General features: G+C 62.8%; 14 protein-coding genes and 1 riboswitch. Of the genes, 3 read left to right on the plus strand and 11 right to left on the minus strand.

Features of this window, described 5'->3' with window-relative positions; translation table 11 throughout:
• Nucleotides 1-103 precede the first annotated feature (103 nt).
• The 8 genes from ACLD1Y_RS30385 to ACLD1Y_RS30420 all read right to left on the minus strand — a co-directional run bounded on the left by ACLD1Y_RS30385 (nt 104) and on the right by ACLD1Y_RS30420 (nt 7,630).
• Nucleotides 104-1,348 carry an OprD family porin gene (locus ACLD1Y_RS30385; protein WP_429481342.1) on the minus strand — a complete coding sequence of 415 codons (1,245 nt, stop codon included), beginning with the start codon at nt 1,346-1,348 and terminating at the stop codon, nt 104-106.
• An 80-nt stretch (nt 1,349-1,428) separates the two neighbouring features.
• Nucleotides 1,429-2,814 (minus strand): tripartite tricarboxylate transporter permease, encoded by a 1,386-nt coding sequence (locus ACLD1Y_RS30390; protein WP_185710719.1) that lies wholly within the window; start codon nt 2,812-2,814, stop codon nt 1,429-1,431.
• On the minus strand, nt 2,814-3,299 hold the full coding sequence (locus ACLD1Y_RS30395) for a hypothetical protein (RefSeq protein ID WP_429481343.1): 486 nt from the start codon (nt 3,297-3,299) through the stop codon (nt 2,814-2,816). Before ACLD1Y_RS30395 ends, ACLD1Y_RS30390 begins: the two co-directional genes overlap by 1 nt.
• Before the next feature lie 51 nt (nt 3,300-3,350).
• Nucleotides 3,351-3,746 (minus strand): hypothetical protein, encoded by a 396-nt coding sequence (locus ACLD1Y_RS30400; RefSeq protein WP_429481344.1) that lies wholly within the window; start codon nt 3,744-3,746, stop codon nt 3,351-3,353.
• 2 nt (nt 3,747-3,748) lie between these two features.
• Entirely contained in the window at nt 3,749-4,204 is a 456-nt protein-coding gene (locus ACLD1Y_RS30405; protein ID WP_429481345.1) for an FAS1-like dehydratase domain-containing protein, read from the minus strand.
• Nucleotides 4,201-5,427, minus strand: a complete 1,227-nt coding sequence (locus ACLD1Y_RS30410; protein WP_429481346.1) for a CaiB/BaiF CoA transferase family protein — start codon at nt 5,425-5,427, stop codon at nt 4,201-4,203. The genes ACLD1Y_RS30405 and ACLD1Y_RS30410 overlap by 4 nt, the downstream gene beginning before the upstream one ends.
• Nucleotides 5,428-5,444: 17 nt before the next feature.
• Nucleotides 5,445-6,341, minus strand: coding sequence for a hydroxymethylglutaryl-CoA lyase (locus ACLD1Y_RS30415; RefSeq protein WP_429481347.1), 897 nt, complete (start codon nt 6,339-6,341; stop codon nt 5,445-5,447).
• Between the two features lie 2 nt (nt 6,342-6,343).
• Nucleotides 6,344-7,630, minus strand: a complete 1,287-nt coding sequence (locus ACLD1Y_RS30420) for a hydroxymethylglutaryl-CoA reductase, degradative (RefSeq protein ID WP_429481348.1) — start codon at nt 7,628-7,630, stop codon at nt 6,344-6,346.
• A 134-nt stretch (nt 7,631-7,764) separates the two neighbouring features.
• Here ACLD1Y_RS30420 and ACLD1Y_RS30425 point away from each other — a divergent pair, with 134 nt between their 5' ends.
• Both ACLD1Y_RS30425 and mntP read left to right on the plus strand, forming a co-directional pair.
• Nucleotides 7,765-9,141 carry a PLP-dependent aminotransferase family protein gene (locus ACLD1Y_RS30425; RefSeq protein WP_429481349.1) on the plus strand — a complete coding sequence of 459 codons (1,377 nt, stop codon included), beginning with the start codon at nt 7,765-7,767 and terminating at the stop codon, nt 9,139-9,141.
• Between the two features lie 39 nt (nt 9,142-9,180).
• A riboswitch (yybP-ykoY riboswitch) is annotated at nt 9,181-9,352 on the plus strand.
• Between the two features lie 10 nt (nt 9,353-9,362).
• Nucleotides 9,363-9,926 carry a manganese efflux pump MntP gene (mntP, locus tag ACLD1Y_RS30430; protein WP_429481350.1) on the plus strand — a complete coding sequence of 188 codons (564 nt, stop codon included), beginning with the start codon at nt 9,363-9,365 and terminating at the stop codon, nt 9,924-9,926.
• A gap of 147 nt (nt 9,927-10,073) precedes the next feature.
• On the opposite strand, the gene ACLD1Y_RS30435 is transcribed toward mntP, so the two are convergent.
• Entirely contained in the window at nt 10,074-11,141 is a 1,068-nt protein-coding gene (locus ACLD1Y_RS30435) for an NAD(P)-dependent alcohol dehydrogenase (protein WP_429481351.1), read from the minus strand.
• Nucleotides 11,142-11,289: 148 nt separating this feature from the next.
• On the opposite strand from ACLD1Y_RS30435, the gene ACLD1Y_RS30440 reads away from it, so the two are divergent.
• Nucleotides 11,290-12,108 (plus strand): alpha/beta fold hydrolase, encoded by an 819-nt coding sequence (locus ACLD1Y_RS30440; protein WP_429481352.1) that lies wholly within the window; start codon nt 11,290-11,292, stop codon nt 12,106-12,108.
• A gap of 184 nt (nt 12,109-12,292) precedes the next feature.
• Here the strand turns inward: ACLD1Y_RS30440 and ACLD1Y_RS30445 are convergent, their stop codons facing one another.
• Nucleotides 12,293-12,673 (minus strand): DoxX family protein, encoded by a 381-nt coding sequence (locus tag ACLD1Y_RS30445; RefSeq protein WP_429481353.1) that lies wholly within the window; start codon nt 12,671-12,673, stop codon nt 12,293-12,295.
• An 82-nt stretch (nt 12,674-12,755) separates the two neighbouring features.
• Nucleotides 12,756-13,631, minus strand: coding sequence for a LysR family transcriptional regulator (locus ACLD1Y_RS30450; protein ID WP_429481354.1), 876 nt, complete (start codon nt 13,629-13,631; stop codon nt 12,756-12,758).
• Between the last annotated feature and the right edge of the window lie 47 nt (nt 13,632-13,678).

The following is a 13,678-nucleotide window of genomic DNA, read 5'->3' on the forward strand; positions in this document are numbered from 1 at the left end:
TCAGTCAGCTTATATGCGACTGACACACCGCATTCGCGAGCAAGCCCGCTCCCACATTTTGCACAGTGTTCGACACAAAAAAGAGGCAGCCCCAAGGCTGCGGTTACAGCAGCGACAACGGGTAGCTGATGATCAACCGGTTCTCATCAAACTCGTTGGTGCTGAAGTCGCGGCGTAACGTGGAGTTGCGCCAGCGCACGTTGAAGTTCTTGGCCGGCCCGCTCTGTATCACGTAGGCCAACTCCGACTCGCGGCCCCATTCCTCGCCATCGGTGATCGCCCCGACATGGGCATTGCTGCCGCGGATATAGCGGGTCATCAGCGTTAAACCCGGCAGGCCCTGGGCGGCAAAGTCGTAGTCGTAGCGCAGTTGCCACGAGCGCTCCCTGGCCGCGTCGTAGCTGGAGTTGTAGCTGTCGTTGGCCAGGCTGGTGCCGGCGGTGCCGTTGACGCGCATCCAGCCGTTGGCGCCGGACAGGCGTTGTAGCCCCACATAGAAGGTGTGCGCGCCGGTCCTGGCCGAGAGCATGGCCGACAGCGCCCGGTTTTCCAGGCTGCCGGCGCGGGCGCTGCCGTTTTCTTCGCCGGAAAAGTAGCCGAGGTTGGCGCCCAATACCCAACTGCCCAGTGGCTGGCTGTGGGTCAGGTTGAAATAGCGTTGCTGGTAGATGTCCGCCAGCACCGAATACCAGGCGCCGACTTGGGTTTTTTTGTCGTTGAACTGGTACTCAGCGCCGCCGAAGTTGAAGCGGTCGGAGGTGGCATCCGGGCGGCCGCCCATGAACATGTCCTCCATGCTCGCGTCGTTGCGCGGGCTGTTGGCGCGGAACTGGCCGCCGTACAGGGTCAGGCCGCTGATTTCCTTCGAGGTGACTTGGGCGCCGCGAAAGGTCTGGGTCAACGAACGGCCGTCGTCCGAGCGCAGTACCGGCAACGCCGGCGCCCACTCCCCGGCCTTGAGTTCGGTGTTCGACAGCTTGGCTTTGAGCGCAACGCCCAGGCGGCCAAAATCGTCCGCTGGGCGGCCGTCGTCGTGCACCGGCAACAGTTGGGTGTTGGCGGTGCCCTTGCCTCCGTCGAGTTTGACCGAATACAGCCCCAGCACGTCCACGCCAAAGCCCACCAGGCCCTCGGTGTAACCCGTGCGGGCATCGAGGATAAAACTCTGGGTCCACTCCTCGGCCTTGGCCTGGGGGTAGTTGCCATTGACGAAGTTGCGGTTCAGGTAAAAGTTGCGCAGGTTCAGCGAGGCCTTGCTGTCGTCCAAAAAGCCCTCGGCCTGGCTGCTGCCGGCGGTGAGGGCCAGGCACGTGAGTACCACTGGGTTGGAGCGCAAAAGGATCTTCATTTTTATTATTCCTTTTTGGGAGGCGAACGCCTCCCGTCGCAGATAACGGGTATCTGCTGGCGGGTGGAGGGTTAAGGGGTTTAGTTGCCGGTCAACGCAATGATCGCGGGCACCGTGAGGACCGCCGTGTAATAGCCCATGAACTGCACGCCGATGTTGAAGCCCAGGAAGCGCGCCAGGAACCCGCCGAGCAAGCCTATGGTGACAATCACCATCAACCCCAGCAGCCCGCCTTCCCAGATGCCGATCACCAGCACCAGGCCGATAAAAGTCGCGATCACGGCTTCATGGCTGATCTTGCGCACCACGAAGGCCGCTGCGCCGTGGGCGAAGTTCATGGTGAACGGGTACGCCACCAGGATCGCCACAATCACCGCGAGCATGCCGTAGCCGAGGAACTCCCAGGTGTTGAGCAGGTTGTGCAGGTTGTTGATCTCACCCGTGGCGTTATCGACGAAAAACCGTGGCGGTGCGTTGAACAACGGCGCAGCCGGGCCGGCAGCCACCGGGCTCAACGGCAAACCAAAGGCCATCAGCGGGATCAGGGTTTCAGCGATATAGGTGGATTCGGTCACGCCGTTACGGGCTGTGATCACCGTGGTCAGGCGGTCGTAGGCATGCTTGATCCGCGAGCCGATCACCTCGCCCATGATCACCGTCATCGCCACCGGGCTGAACACGAATGTTGCGCTGGAGACGCTGGCGGCCATGGCCGTGACGCGCACCTGGCGTGGGTTGATGACCTTGAACGGGTTGGGGAAATAACCGCTCCAGCCTTTCACATCCGGTGCCAGGGAAAACACCCGGTATTGGTCACGGCGCATGCGCTGGCGCTCGCCGGGGGCCAACAGGGAAAACAGCGAGGCAATCAGCGGCGCCACGGCGATGCCGAGGAAGTAACTCACCGACAACTTGACCCCGTATTGCCCGGTCAACGCCTGCAACGCCACGATCACCACCACGAACGGCACCAGGGCCAGCACCGCCGCCCAACGCCCTGCAGAGAAGTAGGCGATGGTGAACGCGGCGCACAGAAATACCCACGGCGCGAACTGCTTGATCACCGCGCCGAACGGCGCCAGCAACACCGCGAACAGCACCGACAACGGCACCGCGATCAACGCCGCCACCGCACCACCGGAGATCATCTTGCGCAAGGCAATATGCGGTACGCCGAGCTTGCGCAGGTAGTTGGCATCCGCCAGCAGCGCCGTGGCCGATGTATCACCGGGAATCCCCAGCAAGGCCGTGGGCACCGCATGGGTCATGTGCTTGGCCACCGCGCCCGCCAGGAAGAACGTCAACACCCCCGCAGGTGGCGCACCCAACAGCACCACCAACATGGTGAGCGGCGCCAGGGTGGTGGTTTCGTCAGTACCGGACACCAGGCCGATGGCGGCAAACACCACCGCGCCCAGCAACCCAAGGGCAAAGGCCATCATGATTTCGTGCAATAACACTTCCATCACCCGCGCCCTCCACTGAGGCTGGCGGTGAGTGGGGTTGCCGGCGTTTCGCGCAGCACTTGCTCACGTGCCTGGGCCTCGCGAAACAGCTCGTACAGCTCCAGTTCGCGCAGTTCGGCAATCACCTCAGGGGCCAAGTCTTCCAGGCGCCCGAGGCTGCCGTACTCCTTGAGCAGGTCGGCCACCACTTGTTCGCGAAAGCCCTGGTCGGCGAGGTTCTCTTGCACGTCGCGCTTGGGCGGGAACAGTTTGGCGCTGATCGCACCGCCTGCCAGGCAGCCGAGGATGCCGATCAACATCGCATAGGCGCGGGCCATCTGCGTCGATTCCACCACATAGTGCAGCAGGTGCTGCGCGGCAAAATAGGCGCCCAGGCTGACCACGGCGCCGATGCCGATGGACATCGCCAGGTGGCGGCCATCGATGGTGTCGCCCCACACCTCATACAGGTGTTGCTTGTCCGGCGGTAAAAGAGGTTGTTGCATGGTGCCCTCCGGCCCTTTCGGGCTTGTTGTTTTTATAGGGGGGTGAAGCCTTCAGGCACGGCGGACAGTGGCCCGTCCCACCGTGGTCGCCTGGCCGTGCTGGTTGACGATGCGCAAGGTGAAAGTGATATCCGCGTGCTCAACCGCCTCGACCTCAGCGCACGCGGTGAGTACATCCCCGAGGTAGGCCGCACGCCGGTTGCTGTACTCGAACGCCAGCAATTGATCGTCGGCGCCCATCCAGTCATAGAGCAGTTGGGTCAACCAATCACCCTGCAACGGCCCGTCCACCAGCAGCCCCGGATGCCCCTCGCCGTCCTGGGCGTAAAGCAGGTCGTAGTGGATGCGGTGGGCGTTCCAGATCGCGGCGTTGTACAGGAACAACTGCACGGTGCCCGGGGTGTATTGGCGCTCAGGCAGGGCCTGGCCGACTTCAGGAGTGGCCATGTTTACCTCGCTATCCGGGTCAGGTGTTCGATCACCAGCGGTTCGCCCGCTTCGTTCTCGAAACGGTTTTCGAACACCAGGAAAATCAATGGGCCTTCCGCGCCCTGTTTTTCGTGGATGTCCACCAGGCTTTGGCGGCACATCAGCACGTCGCCGGGATAGATACGCCCGTGCACCTGGTAGCGGCTACCGCCGGCCAGGATGCGCTTGAGCGGCAGTTCCGGCAGCAGCGGGTTGTCGGGGCAATGGCCGTCTTCGCGCAGTTGGTCCAGGGGCAGCACCGGCATCAGCACGCTGAACAGGAACATCAACGGTGCTTCATCACCGGCCAGAAACCGCGCCTGGCGTTGGCCGGTGGCCACGGCGTATTTGCGAATGTCGTTGCGGCTGACCTCAAAACGCACCGGCGGCAAGGCCAGGCCGATGCAGCCTTTGATCTGTTCGGTGAGCAGGCTCAAATCACACCTCGAGCGACCAGTTCGTCGTATTGGGATTGATCCAGGCCCAGCCACTCGCGGTAAACCTGCTGGTTGTGCTGGCCGACACCAGGCGCACTGGCGCCCTTCTCCAGGGTGCCGCCGGAGAGCTTGACCGGGTTGCCGAACACCTCGAAATGCGCGCCCTGGCATTCGACGCTGACCACCATGTCGCGCTCGCGCACGTGAGGGTCTGCGACCACTTCGTCCATGCTTTTGATCGGCGACAACGGGAAGCGGTCGCCGGTCAGGGCTTCCAGCTCAGCCTTGGTGTAAGCCGCACACCAGCCTTCGACGATGGGCTTGACCCGGCGCAGGTAGGTCGCCTGGTTGAAACGCTTGGCCATGGTGTCCAGTTCCGGGTCGCTGGCCAATTCAGGCGTACCGAACGCCTGGCAGGCCTCGCGCCAGAACTTGTCGGTGTAGGCGCCGAAAAACACAAAACCGTCCTTGCATGCATAACGGCCGTAAGGTTTGACGAAGGGATGACCGTTGCCGGTGGGGCCCACCACGTCGCCGGTTTCGGTATAGGTGACCAGGGCATTTTCGGTCAGGGAAATAATCGAGTCCTGCTGGGACACGTCCACCAGTTGCCCCTGGCCGCTGCGCTCGGCCTCACGCAGGGCGCCGAGGGTGCCAATGGCCGCATACAAAGCCGCCGACAAGTCGCCCAAAACCGTGCCGACGCGCATCGGCTCCTCCACGGTGCCATTCATCGACCATAGCCCGCCGGATGCCTGGGCACTGCTGTCGAACGCCGGTCGCGACGAGTTGGGCCCGTGCTGGCCAAAGCCACTGATGGCGGTGAACACCAGCGCCGGGTTGACGGCCTTGAGCACCTTGTAGCCCAGCCCGAGCTTGTCCATGGTGCCGGGGCGGAAGTTTTCGATAACGATGTCGGCCTTGGCCACCATCTGCAGGAACGTGGCCTTGCCGTCCGGGTGTTTGAGGTCCAGGCACACCGCCTGTTTGTTGCGGTTGAACTGGGCGAAGAAGCCACTGACTGGCGTGTCGCTGCTGCGGCTCATGGGCGGGAATTCACGGGTCAGGTCCGGGTCGTTGGGGTGCTCGATCTTGATCACGTGGGCGCCCATGTCCGCCAGCAGCATGGCGCAATAGGGGCCTGCGACGACGCGGGTCAGGTCAAGGATGGTCACGCCCTTGAGCGGGCCGAAACCGGCCAGGGTGGTTGCAAGAGGGTTCATGGGGGCTCCACTTATTGTTATTGGATGCGTGCGCGCAATGCCTTGGCGACCCGCGATTCACCGCTGCGTTGCAGCTGGCTATCAATAAAGACGCCTACCTCGATCAATTTTGCAAGGTCGACCCCGGTGGCGACGCCCTGCCCTTCAAACAGATACACCAGTTCCTCGGTGGCCACGTTGCCGGTGGCCCCCGGTGAATACGGGCAACCGCCCAAGCCCGACACCGAGCTGTCGAACACCCGCACCCCGGCCTGCCAGGCGGCCTGCACGTTGGCCACGGCCATGCCGTAGGTGTCATGGAAATGCCCGGCCAGGGCGCTGAGGGGAACCGCGTCGGCGCAGGCCTCGATCAACTGCCGCGTCGCCCCCGGCGTGCCGGTGCCAATGGTGTCGCCCAAACTGATTTCGTAGCAGCCCATGGCATACAGCGCCTGGGTGACCGCCACCACCTGAGCGACGGGGACCGCGCCGGTAAACGGGCAGCCGAGCACGCAGGACACATAGCCACGCACCGCAACGCCCGCCTCCCGGGCCTTGGCCAACACCGGCTCGAAGCGCTCCAGGCTCTGGGCAATCGAGCAATTGATGTTCTTTTGCGAGAACGCCTCGGACGCCGCCGCGAACACCGCCACCTCTCGGCAACCGGCGGCCAGGGCCATGTCCAGGCCTTGCAGGTTGGGCACCAGCGCGGTGTAGGTCACGCCCGGGCGCGGCGCCAATCGGCGCAGCACGTCGTCGGAACCGGCCATCTGCGGCACCCAGCGCGGCGACACGAATGCACCGGCTTCAATCGTGCGCAAACCGCAATCGGCCAAGCGTTGCACCAAGGCAACTCGGGTATCGACGGGCAGGCAACGGGCTTCGTTCTGCAACCCGTCCCGCGCGCCCACTTCCACCAGCCTGACGGCGTCCATGTTCACTGGCCGCGCTTATCAAGCAACAATGCGCGCGCACTGTCGGCCCGCACGTCATGGGTCGCGACCATGCGTTCCACCAGCCACTGCACTTCATCTCCACGGGCACCGGCCGACAGCGCCACATTGCGCGCATGCAAGGCCATATGCCCACGCTGGATGCCTTCGGTGGCCAGGGCACGCAACGCACCGAGGTTCTGCGCCAGGCCCACGGCCACGGCGATTTCACCCAGCTCCTGGGCGCTCTTGACCCCCAGGATGCGCAACGACAATTGCGCCAGCGGATGGGTCTTGGTGGCACCGCCGACCAGCCCCAGCGGCATCGGCATTTCCAGGGTGCCGACCAAGTGGCCCTCGCGGTCTTTTTCCCACGTGGTCAGCGAGCCGTAGTGGCCGCTGCGGCAGGCGTAGGCATGGGCACCGGCTTCCACGGCGCGCCAGTCGTTGCCGGTGGCGACCACCAGCGGGTCGATGCCGTTCATGATGCCTTTGTTGTGGGTGGCGGCACGGTACGGGTCGATGGCGGCGAAGGTGTAGGCGTCGATCACCCCTTCGATCACCTCTTCGCCGCTGTACTCGGCGGTGGCCAGGTGTTCCGGGGCAATGCGCAATTGGGCGCGGCACAGGCGCAAGTCCGCCAGGTTGGACAGGATGCGCAGGCGCACCTTACCACCGGTGAGACGCTCCATCAGCGGTGCCACGGCTTCGGCCATGGTGTTGACGGTGTTGGCACCCATGGCGTCGCGCACGTCGACGATCAGGTGCGCCACCAGCATCGGCCCGCGTGGGCTGTCAGCGAAAGTGTGCACCTCGATGTCACGGCAACCGCCGCCAAGGGTGTTCAACAACTGATCCTTGCTATTGGCCAGGGCGATGATTTCGTCCTTGTTGCGCAGCAGGCTCAAGCGCGCATTGAACGGGTCGCTGATGCCGATGATCTGCACCTGGGCGCGCATCAGCGGTGCGCTGCTGGAGGTCTGGAAGCCACCGGCCGGGCGGGTCAGCTTGGCCATGAACGATGCCGCGGCGACCACCGACGGTTCTTCCACCACCAACGGGATCACCACGTCGCGACCGTTGATGCGGAAGTTGCTGGCCACGGCGTAAGGCAGTTCGAATTTGCCGATGACGTTTTCGATCATGCCGTCGGCGATTTCCAGCGGCAACGCACCGGCGTCACGCAGCAGCGCCAGGTCTTCGTCACTCAAGCCAAGCAAGGGTTGCAGGTGTTCAAGACGCTGGCGGGGGGACAGGCTGCGGAAGTTGGGCAAGCGGGAATCAATCGACATTCAGGGGCTCCTCAAGGAGTCATTTGTTATTGGATGCCGTCAAATTGCCCCATCTGTAGCCTTGAAAGAAGGTACAGTTTTGCCGGACAGTTCGCCGACTGTACCCATAACAAGAACCCACGAGGAATTGCAGCATGTCGCGCCCTACCCTCGCGCAACAGGTGGCCAGCGCCATCGCCCAGCAGATTACCGATGGCGCGCTCAAGGCAGGCGAGAAGCTGCCGTCGCTGCGCGAATACATGCGCCTGCATGGCCATTCGAAGAACACGGTGATCACTGCCTACGAGCACTTGGCCGCCGATGGGCTGGTGGAGGCACGCCATGGCCAAGGCTTTTTTGTGATCAAGCGCGTGGCCCACACCAGCGAAGAGGAAGACAGCCTGCCGTACAACCGTGCCCTGGACACCATCTGGATGATGCGCCAGCAGTTTGTACGCGACCCGGGCCATTCGCACCTTGGCGAAGGCTTCCCGCCGGTGGAATGGCTGATGGACATGCGCCTGGACAAGTTCCACCGCCAAGTGGTGCGCGCCGGGGTCACCACACTGTTTCGCTATGGCACGCGCTTGGGCAACGCCGGGTTACGCGCACGGCTGGTGCAGAAGCTCGCCGGTTACGCGCTGCCGGTGTCACCTCGGCAATTGGTGACGACCCTGGGCGCCAACCACGCCATGGACCTGATCATCCGCCGCTACCTCAACCCCGGCGACCCGGTGCTGGTGGAAGACCCCGGTTATTATCCGCTGTTCGGCAAACTGCAACTGCAGGGCGCACGCATGTTCGGCGTGCCTCGCGAGCCCGACGGCCCGGATTTGCATGCACTGGAACAGCTGATCAAAGCCCATCGCCCGCGCCTGTTCTTTTTGCAGTCCATCGGCCACAACCCTACCGGCTCCGACCTGTCCCCGGCCAAGGCTCACCAACTGCTGCGCATCGCTGAAACCTATGACCTGCTGCTGGTGGAGAACGATGCAATGGCCGACTTCAAGCCCAGTTCGGCGATCAAGTTGTCAGCATTGGACCAGCTTAACCGCACCTTGTACGTGGGCAGCTTTGCCAAATCGGTCTCGGCCGCGCTGCGCGTGGGCTTTATCGCCGGCAGCAAGCAGCGGGTCGAAGAACTGGCGGATATCAAGATGATCCTGCACAACAGCGGCGCCGAGTACAGCGAGCGCACCATTGATGTGATCCTGGGTGAAGGGCAGTTCCTGCGGCACCTGTCGCGCCTGCAAGACCGCTTGCGCCACGCCACCGCGCGCGGCCTGGACCTGCTCGACGAACTCGGCGCCGAGGTGTTCTGCCGCCCGGAACAAAGCCTGTACCTGTGGGCGCGCTTCCCGCACATCGAGGACGCCAACGCCCTCACCCGCCACTGCCTGGCCCAAGGGGTGATGTTGGCGCCGGGTTCGATCTTTTCGACCCAGCCGAAAAACACCTCGCCTTGGACCCGATTGAACGTGGCCTACCTGGACGACCCGGTGTTCTGCCGGATCATCCGCGAATTGCGATAGCAGATTTAACGAAATTTTCATGTTTGCCCGCCTATGATCGCCCACCTCGTTGGGGAGTAACCGGCTTCTGACCCTGTTGGAAGCGTTCGTATCAACATATTCGGCAACCTGCCGTGGTACGAACACCGTTTTGCGGTTGGTGAGACCAGCGACATTTCCATGCCTAAAGTCGGGCGCGTGGGGGTGTCGTTGCGTCCCATAGCCCGACTGGAAGCCTGACCGTGAACCCCATTTCCCTGATCCTCCTGGCCCTGGCCATGTCTACCGACGCCTTCGCGGCGGCCATCGGCAAAGGCTCCAGCCTGCACAGACCCCGCCTCACCCAAGCCCTGCGCGCCGGCCTGATCTTTGGTGTGATCGAAGCCATTACGCCGATGATCGGCTGGGCCATCGGCCATGCCGCCACCCGCTGGGTGGAAGACTGGGACCACTGGATCGCCTTTACCCTGCTCGTCGCGTTGGGCCTGCACATGATCTACAACGGGCTCAAGACCGAGGATGAAGAAGCCGAGAAACCGGCCCAGCATTCCTTCATGATTCTTGCCGTGACGGCCTTCGCCACCAGCATTGATGCACTGGCGGTGGGCGTGGGGCTGGCATTTGTCGATGTAAACATCCTGGTGGCCGCAGCGGCGATTGGCCTGGCGACCATGACCATGGTGACCATCGGCATGATGCTCGGGCGCGTGCTGGGGACCCTCGTGGGCAAGCGTGCCGAGATCATCGGTGGGGTGGTGTTGATGCTGGTGGGCGCGACTATTCTGTATGAGCACCTGTCTGCTTAAACCGAACACATAACCCGCGTGGGAGCGGGCTTGTGTGGGAGCGGGCTTGCTCGCGAAAGCGGTGTATCAGTCACAGATGTGGCAGCTGACACACCGCTTTCGCGAGCAAGCCCGCTCCCACAAAAAAGCAGTGCCCACTTACTCAGATCAAGCGGCGCTGCTTTCTTTTTTCAAGCTCTGCATATCAATCACAAACCGATACTTCACATCCCCCTTGAGCATTCGCTCATACGCCTCGTTGATGCCCTGGATATCAATCATCTCGATGTCAGAGACAATCTTGTGCTTGGCGCAAAAGTCCAGCATGTCCTGGGTCTCCTGGATCCCCCCAATCAACGACCCCGCGATGCTGCGGCGCTTGAAGATCAGGTTGAACACCGCAGGCGACGGGTGCGGGCTGTCGGGGGCGCCGACCAGGGTCATGGTGCCGTCACGCTTGAGCAGGCTGATAAAGGCATCAAGGTTGTGCGGCGCAGCCACGGTGTTGAGGATGAAGTCCAGGCTGTTGGCAACCTTGGCCATCTCGTCGGCATTTTTCGACACCACCACTTGGTCAGCGCCCAGGCGCAAACCGTCTTCGCGTTTGTTGGGTGAGGTGGTGAACAACGTCACGTGGGCGCCCATGGCATGGGCGATCTTCACGGCCATGTGCCCCAGCCCACCGAGGCCCACCACGCCGACCTTCTTGCCAGGGCCGACCTTCCAGTGATGCAGCGGCGAGTAAGTGGTGATGCCGGCACAGAGCAACGGCGCAACGGCCGCCAGGTTGGCGTCGCCATGGGAGATGCGCAGCACGAACTTCTCCTTGACCACGATGCTGTCCGAATACCCGCCGTAGGTGTTCTCGCCGCCGAACATCGGCCCGTTGTAGGTGCCGGTAAAGCCGTTCTCGCAGTATTGCTCCTCGCCCTCGGCACAGGAGGCGCAGTGCTGGCAGCTGTCGACCATGCAGCCAACCCCGGCCAGGTCGCCGACCTTGAAGTTGCGCACATTGGCGCCCACCGCCGTGACGCGGCCGACGATCTCGTGGCCAGGCACCGAGGGGTACAGGGTGTTCTGCCATTCATTACGCACGGTGTGCAGGTCGGAGTGGCAGACCCCACAGAACAGAATGTCGATCTGTACGTCATCGGCCCCCGGCGTGCGGCGCTCGAAGGTAAAGGGCTTGAGCGAATCCTTGGCGTTCTGGGCGGCGTAGCTGTAAGTCTTGGCCATTTCGTTCACCTGTGTGATCTGACGGGTTGAAGTCAGTGGACCAGCATAGACGCTGAACCGTTCAACCGAGCACACCCGTACAAGCCCTTCGTCCGGTTTGTCGTAATAGTGAGCTAACGTTCTCTGTCCACTCACGCAGGAGATTTCCATGAGCACATTCGTTGCCAAAGACGGTACCCAGATCTACTTCAAGGACTGGGGCAGCGGTAAACCCGTGCTGTTCAGCCACGGCTGGCCGCTGGATGCGGACATGTGGGAATACCAGATGGAATACCTGAGCAGCCGTGGCTTTCGCACCATAGCGTTCGACCGTCGTGGCTTCGGGCGCTCGGACCAACCGTGGACCGGCAACGACTACAACACCTTCGCCGACGACATCGCCCAACTGATCGAACACCTGGACCTCAAGGACGTGACCCTGGTGGGCTTCTCCATGGGCGGCGGCGACGTATCGCGCTACATCGCGCGCCATGGCAGCGCCCGTGTGGCCGGCCTGGTGTTGTTGGGTGCGGTGACGCCGATTTTCGGCCAGACCGCCGACTATCCTGAAGGCGTACCTGCTGAAGTGTTCGAAGGCATCAAGGCCGGGCTGCTGAAAGACCGTGCGCAGTTCATCTCCGACTTCAACACCCCATTCTTCGGCATCAACAAGGGCCAGGTCGTCTCCGAAGGCGTGCTGACCCAGACCCTGCAAATCGCCCTGCAAGCCTCGCTCAAGTCGACGGTGGATTGCGTCACCGCCTTCGCCGACACCGACTTCCGCCCGGACATGGCCAAGATCGACGTGCCGACCCTGGTCATCCACGGTGATGGCGACCAGATCGTACCGTTCGAGACCACCGGTAAAGTCGCCGCCCAGCTGATCAAGGGCGCTGAACTGAAAGTCTACAAGGACGCGCCACACGGCTTCGCGGCCACTCACACCCAGGCGTTGAACGAAGACCTGCTGGCGTTCCTGAACCGCTGATTGACCCTCTCCTTATTTTGGCCGGGCTTGCCCGGCCTTTTTTTGGGTTGTGGTGAGCGGGCTTGTCCCGCGCTGGGGTGCGAAGCAGCCCTAATCCAACCGCCACGTTCTTTCAGGCAGAGCTCAGTTGTCTGGTTTTGGGGCGGCTTCGCCACCCAGCGCGGGGCAAGCCCGCTCACTACAATTAAGGGCGGCTCAGCGTCAGGCGCCCCGGCCCGCTGATCAACAGCGTGGTGAAAATGATCAGCAGCAACCAGCCAAACTGCGCTTCAAACAGCGTCCATTCCGGGTGCACCACCAGCAGTGCAATCAGCAGCACGCTCAAGATCGGCAGGCACGCCAGGCGCACCAGCACCCCGGCGATGATCAGCAGCGGGCACAGCACCTCAGCGAAAATCGCCAGCAGCAGAGTAATATTCGCCCCGAGGTGAAACGGGTCTTCGATCAGCTTCAATTGCTCGCTGTAGTTAAGCAATTTGGGCAAGCCATGCACCCACAACAGGAACAGCGCCCCGCTGACCCGCAGGAACAGCAGCCCAAGGTCCGGATATTTCGATTCGTTCATACGCACTCCCAGTGAATTGACCTGCTACCGGGGCCCATTCTGGCGTTGCGAGCCAGCGCACGCTTGCAACCCTGTGCTGACCTCACTCCCCCGTGCCGGCAAACGCCGCGACGATCTCGTCGATCACCACGCGTACGCGGGCGGTGTGGCGCAGGTCGGCGTGGGTCACCAGCCACACGTCGTAGGGCGTGGGGCGGTCGCGTTCCGGCCATAGCCGTACCAACCCATCACGCTCGCCGGTGTACACCGGGATTTCACCGATGCCGATACCGGCGGCAATCGAGCGACGTACCAACAGGCTGGAGCTCAGGGCCGCGACTATACGGCCTCGGACGATGGGTTCTGACACCAAGGTCATGTCCTTCTGGCTTTGCAGATAGGGTTGGTAGACCACCAGGTCGTGGCCTTCGAACAGGCTGCCGGGCTCAGGCATGCCATGGCGGTCGATATAGGACTGCGCGGCAAACAACCCCACCGGCCAACGTGCGATACGCCGGGCGATCAGGTCGGGGTTGTCCGGGCGCTGGTTGCGCACGGCGATATCGGCTTCGCGCTTGGCCAGGCTGAGGATCTGCGTAGAGGCGTCCAGTTGCACGCGCACGTCGGGGTGCTTGTCGTGCAATTGCGCGATGGCTGGGATCAGGAAGTCGATAGCCAGGGAGTCGGTGGTGCTGACCCGCACAGTGCCGGTCAGGCGGTCATCCAGGCCCTGGATCTGACGTTGCAGGTCGAGGGCCGAGCGCTCCATTTTCTCCACCGACAGCAACGCAGCCTCGCCCACAGCAGTGAGCGCGTAGCCCTCGGAGGTGCGCAGGAACAAGGTTGCGCTGAGGTTTTTTTCCAGGGCGTTGATACGCCGGCCCACGGTGGCCTGGTCCACGCCCAAGACCCGTGCGGCACCGCGTAATGTGGATTCGCGGCACACCGCGAGAAATACCCGTGCGTCGTCCCAGTTCATCGTCTGCTCCAGTGCTGCGTATATGCATCAGCGTGACGCCAATTCGC

It is taken from the genome of Pseudomonas sp. 18175 (assembly GCF_050432925.1).
In the GTDB taxonomy this organism is placed as follows: Bacteria; Pseudomonadota; Gammaproteobacteria; order Pseudomonadales; family Pseudomonadaceae; genus Aquipseudomonas.

What these genes read in the sequence shown, in the direction of transcription:
- ACLD1Y_RS30385 (WP_429481342.1), bottom strand. Translation starts at nt 1,348, where the DNA reads ATGAAGATCCTTTTGCGCTCCAACCCAGTGGTACTCACGTGCCTGGCC.
- ACLD1Y_RS30390 (WP_185710719.1), bottom strand. Translation starts at nt 2,814, where the DNA reads ATGGAAGTGTTATTGCACGAAATCATGATGGCCTTTGCCCTTGGGTTG.
- ACLD1Y_RS30395 (WP_429481343.1), bottom strand. Translation starts at nt 3,299, where the DNA reads ATGCAACAACCTCTTTTACCGCCGGACAAGCAACACCTGTATGAGGTG.
- ACLD1Y_RS30400 (WP_429481344.1), bottom strand. Translation starts at nt 3,746, where the DNA reads ATGGCCACTCCTGAAGTCGGCCAGGCCCTGCCTGAGCGCCAATACACC.
- ACLD1Y_RS30410 (WP_429481346.1), bottom strand. Translation starts at nt 5,427, where the DNA reads ATGAACCCTCTTGCAACCACCCTGGCCGGTTTCGGCCCGCTCAAGGGC.
- ACLD1Y_RS30415 (WP_429481347.1), bottom strand. Translation starts at nt 6,341, where the DNA reads ATGGACGCCGTCAGGCTGGTGGAAGTGGGCGCGCGGGACGGGTTGCAG.
- ACLD1Y_RS30420 (WP_429481348.1), bottom strand. Translation starts at nt 7,630, where the DNA reads ATGTCGATTGATTCCCGCTTGCCCAACTTCCGCAGCCTGTCCCCCCGC.
- ACLD1Y_RS30425 (WP_429481349.1), top strand. Translation starts at nt 7,765, where the DNA reads ATGTCGCGCCCTACCCTCGCGCAACAGGTGGCCAGCGCCATCGCCCAG.
- ACLD1Y_RS30435 (WP_429481351.1), bottom strand. Translation starts at nt 11,141, where the DNA reads ATGGCCAAGACTTACAGCTACGCCGCCCAGAACGCCAAGGATTCGCTC.
- ACLD1Y_RS30440 (WP_429481352.1), top strand. Translation starts at nt 11,290, where the DNA reads ATGAGCACATTCGTTGCCAAAGACGGTACCCAGATCTACTTCAAGGAC.
- ACLD1Y_RS30445 (WP_429481353.1), bottom strand. Translation starts at nt 12,673, where the DNA reads ATGAACGAATCGAAATATCCGGACCTTGGGCTGCTGTTCCTGCGGGTC.
- ACLD1Y_RS30450 (WP_429481354.1), bottom strand. Translation starts at nt 13,631, where the DNA reads ATGAACTGGGACGACGCACGGGTATTTCTCGCGGTGTGCCGCGAATCC.